This is a genomic window from uncultured Stenotrophomonas sp. (assembly GCF_963519925.1).
GTDB classification, from domain to species: domain Bacteria; phylum Pseudomonadota; class Gammaproteobacteria; order Xanthomonadales; family Xanthomonadaceae; genus Stenotrophomonas; species Stenotrophomonas maltophilia_AE.
On record NZ_CAUQPH010000228.1, the window covers coordinates 1 to 3,427 of the forward strand.

Annotated in this window: 4 protein-coding genes; 1 reads left to right on the top strand and 3 read right to left on the bottom strand. The window is 70.8% G+C overall.

Features of this window, described 5'->3' with window-relative positions; translation table 11 throughout:
* Positions 1-681: glycosyltransferase (locus RWO33_RS19790; protein ID WP_314107126.1), on the bottom strand; the 681-nt coding region annotated here is incomplete at its 3' end.
* A 43-nt stretch (positions 682-724) separates the two neighbouring features.
* Positions 725-1,543 (bottom strand): glycosyltransferase family 2 protein, encoded by an 819-nt coding sequence (locus tag RWO33_RS19795; RefSeq protein WP_314107128.1) that lies wholly within the window; start codon positions 1,541-1,543, stop codon positions 725-727.
* Between RWO33_RS19795 and RWO33_RS19800 the strand changes: the two genes are divergently transcribed.
* The gene (locus RWO33_RS19800) at positions 1,542-2,600 is read left to right on the top strand and encodes a CDP-glycerol glycerophosphotransferase family protein (protein ID WP_314107133.1); all 1,059 of its coding nucleotides are present in this window, start codon (positions 1,542-1,544) and stop codon (positions 2,598-2,600) included. The genes RWO33_RS19795 and RWO33_RS19800 overlap by 2 nt on opposite strands.
* On the opposite strand, the gene RWO33_RS19805 is transcribed toward RWO33_RS19800, so the two are convergent.
* On the bottom strand, positions 2,518-3,427 hold a 910-nt coding region (locus RWO33_RS19805), incomplete at its 5' end, for a PH domain-containing protein (RefSeq protein WP_314107131.1). The two genes, RWO33_RS19800 and RWO33_RS19805, sit on opposite strands and share 83 nt — an antisense overlap.

Sequence of the window (3,427 nt, forward strand, 5' to 3'; positions counted from 1 at the left end):
GTGCACCTTGCCGCGCAGCGGTTCGGGCAGGGTCGCCAGCGCCCGGGCCAGGTCGATCCAGCCTTTATGGCCGTCGGTACCGGCGTTGCTTACCAGCACCAGCGCCTCGGGGTCGTGCGTCCAGCGCGCGCGCAGGGCGGCTCCCGCTGCGGCATCGACCGGGGCGAAGCGCTGCAGGTCCACGCCATTGCGCACCACGTCGATCGGGCAGCGCCGATAGGGGCTGTCGAGCAGCATCTGCCGGGTGTGCTCGGATACCGCGATGACCCGGTCGGTGCCCCAGCGTGCGCGCACCGCGTTGCCGAACGTGTTGGCGGACTTGCTGTTGTGCTTGGTGAACACCAGCTTCGGCCGGCGCGGCAGCCCGGCCACCGCTTCCATCGCCACCCGGTGGTCGCGCGCGCCGTTGGCATGGACGATGTCGATGTCGTGCTGCTGGATCAAGCCGCGCAGCGTGCGCAGGTCCGCCCATTGCCGACCGAGCGTGGCCAGGCCGCTGCTGAAGGCGATTTCCACCGGCGTGGCGATGCCTTCGGCGCGGACCACGCGGACCACCCGGCTGTTGCCGGGCGCGGCCACGAACAGCTGGTGGCGGGGTGACAGCGCGCGGGCCAGCGACGCGAGGTAGGTCGTGTGGCCACCGCCGTCGCCGGCGTGGAAGTTGGTGTAGAGGATCTTCATGGGAGCCTTGGATAAACGCCCGGGAAGTCTGCCACACCCGTGTTCAGCTGGCGTCGCGGGCGCGCGGCGGGTCGCTGACGGGCTGCCCGTGCTGCAGCATCCACAGCATGATGGTCTTCTGCCGCACGTAGTTGGCGCGCACGTAGGCATACACCAGGCCATGCCAGCCATCGCGGAAACCGCCGCGCAGCAGCAGCCCCCGCCAGAAACGCCACGCGGGGGCGAGCACCAGCTTGGCCAGCGTGGCGCGCTTGCCACGCGCGAACTCGTGCTCGGCCATCATCCGCGCATAGCGCTGGGTCTTGGCCAGCTGCTGCTCCAGCGAGCGGTAGGGGTAGTGGATCAGGTCGCCGCGCAGCGTGCCCACGCTGCCATCCACGCTGGCCGCTTCATGGATCTCGCGCTTGCCGCGCCAGCCGCCGTGGCGGCGGTCGAACAGCCGCAGCACCCGGTCCGGGTAGGCATTGCCATGGCGCAGGAAGCGGCCGAAGTACTCGGAGAGCCGGGCGAAGCGGTAGCCATGGTGGTCGGCGAAGCCCGCCGCCTGGGCGACGAGGATTGCCGCGCGCAGGTCATCGCTGACCCGTTCGTCGGCATCCAGGCACAGCACCCAGTCGTGCGCGGCTTGTGCCACGCAGAACGCCTTCTGGCTGCGGAAGCCGTCGAACGGGCGTTGCAGCACCCGTGCGCCGGCGGCGGTGGCGATGGCCACGGTCGCATCGGTGGAATACGAGTCCACGACGATCACCTCGTCGCAGAAGGCCAGCGAGGCCAGGCAATCGCCGATGCGGTCGGCTTCATTGAACGCGATAATGCAGCCCGTGATGCGAGGCCGTTCAACGGGAGCGGTCGTGGAGGACATGATGGCCGAGTACCTGTTGTTTGCGACGGAGCGCTATGCGCTGCCTATTCTCGCCCCGTTGGCCCAGGCGTTGCACGCCTCCGGCCAATCGGTGTCGGCGTGGTTCGCCGATGGGGCGGCGGGGGCAAGCCTGCCGGGCGTGCCCGACGTGGGCCTGCAGCAGGCCCTGGCGCTGCGCCCGCGCGCGGTGTTCAGCGCGGCCAACTGGGTGCCGCCGTTCATCGCCGGGGCCAAGGTGCAGGTCTTCCATGGTTTCAACGTCCAGAAGCGCGACAGTGCGCGTGGCCACTTCCGGGTGCGCGGGCTGTTCGACCTGTACTGCACCCAGGGCCCGGCGACGACGTCGCCGTTCCGCGAGCTGGCCGCGCGCGAAGGCCACTTCGCCGTGGCCGAAACCGGCTGGCCGAAGCTGGACCCGTTGTTCCTGGACGACGGTGGCGCCAGCGCCGCGCTGCGCGCGCCTGCCCACGGCCGGCCGGTGATCCTGTTCGGTTCCACCTTCACCGAGCGCCTGAGCGCGGCGCCGCACCTGTACGAGCAGATCGCCGCCGATATCGCCCGGGGGGACCATTATTGGCTGCTGACCCTGCACCCGAAGTGCCCGCCGGAACTGTTCGCGCAATACCGCGCGCTGGCCGGTGCCAACGCCGCCTTCATCGAACCGGAGCAGGTAATGGCCGCGCAGCGCGCGGCGGACGTGCTGGTGTCGGACACCTCGTCGATCGTTTCGGAGTTCGTGGTGCAGCACAAACCGGTGGTGACCTTCCGCAACCGCGTGCCGCAGCCGCACATGATCGATTTCGACGATCCGGCCCAGCTGCCGCTGATGCTGGCGCGCGCGCTGCAGCCGGAACCGGCCCTGATGGCCGAGATCCGCCGTTACGCCGACGACATCCATCCGTGGCGCGACGGCCGCTCCAGCGAGCGGGTCATTGCCGCCACCGAGGATTTCCTGGCGGGGGAGATGGGCACCCTCAAGCGGAAGCCGTTCGGCGCGTGGACGCGTGGCCTGCAGATCCGCAGGGACCTGGGGTATTGGGGGCCAGCGCGGCGTTGAGCTGCTCGAACACCGTCCGCGCCTCGGCCTCGGGCAGGTAGCGCAGGCACAGCGCGATGCTGCCATTGGCGCCCGCCGTATCCAGCCACACGCTGGACGTGCCCAGCCACCGGTCCAGCGGCGAGCGGCTCAGGCGCAGCGACTGCAGCTTGTCCAGCTCGGCGAACCGCCACCAGCGTTGCCACCAGCCGCCACGCACCGCCACATAGCGCGCGTCCAGGTAATACCCCGCGCGCGCCATCGTGCGGTAGGCACGCAGCGCCGACCAAGGCAGCCACGCCAGCAGCAGCGCGCCCCACGGGCCCACTTCCCGGACCGCGCCGGCGGCCAGCAGGGGCACGATCACCAAGGCCGGCAGGCACAGCCGCCACCAGCCACGCAGCGGCACCGCGCGCCACTGCGGCGGTGGCCACTGCAGCTGCGGCAGCAGGTGCTGCACCAGCGCGTCGCAGGCGTCGGGCGTGGCCAGCGGGGCCAGTTCGCGCAGGTCGCGGCGCTCGCCATCGTTGGACACCCCCGCGGCGATGTCGATGCGCAGCTGGCGGCGCTGGAACCAACGCTGCAACGCCGTTTCCCGCAACGTCCAGGCCTGGATGCGGCGGCGCGCCACGCTGGTGCGCATGCGGGTGAGCAGGCCGCTGGCCACGGTCAGCCGGCGCTCGTGCTCGGTCAGCCGGAAGCCGTGGTAGCGCAGCAGGGCCAACACCACCGAGAACACGCGCAGCATCCCCCAGAACGCTGCCACCATCACCAGCGCCGCCACCACCCAGACCCAGGTCGCCGGATGCAGCGTGTTGGCGTAGCCGAAGGCCTGGCGCCCGCCGTAC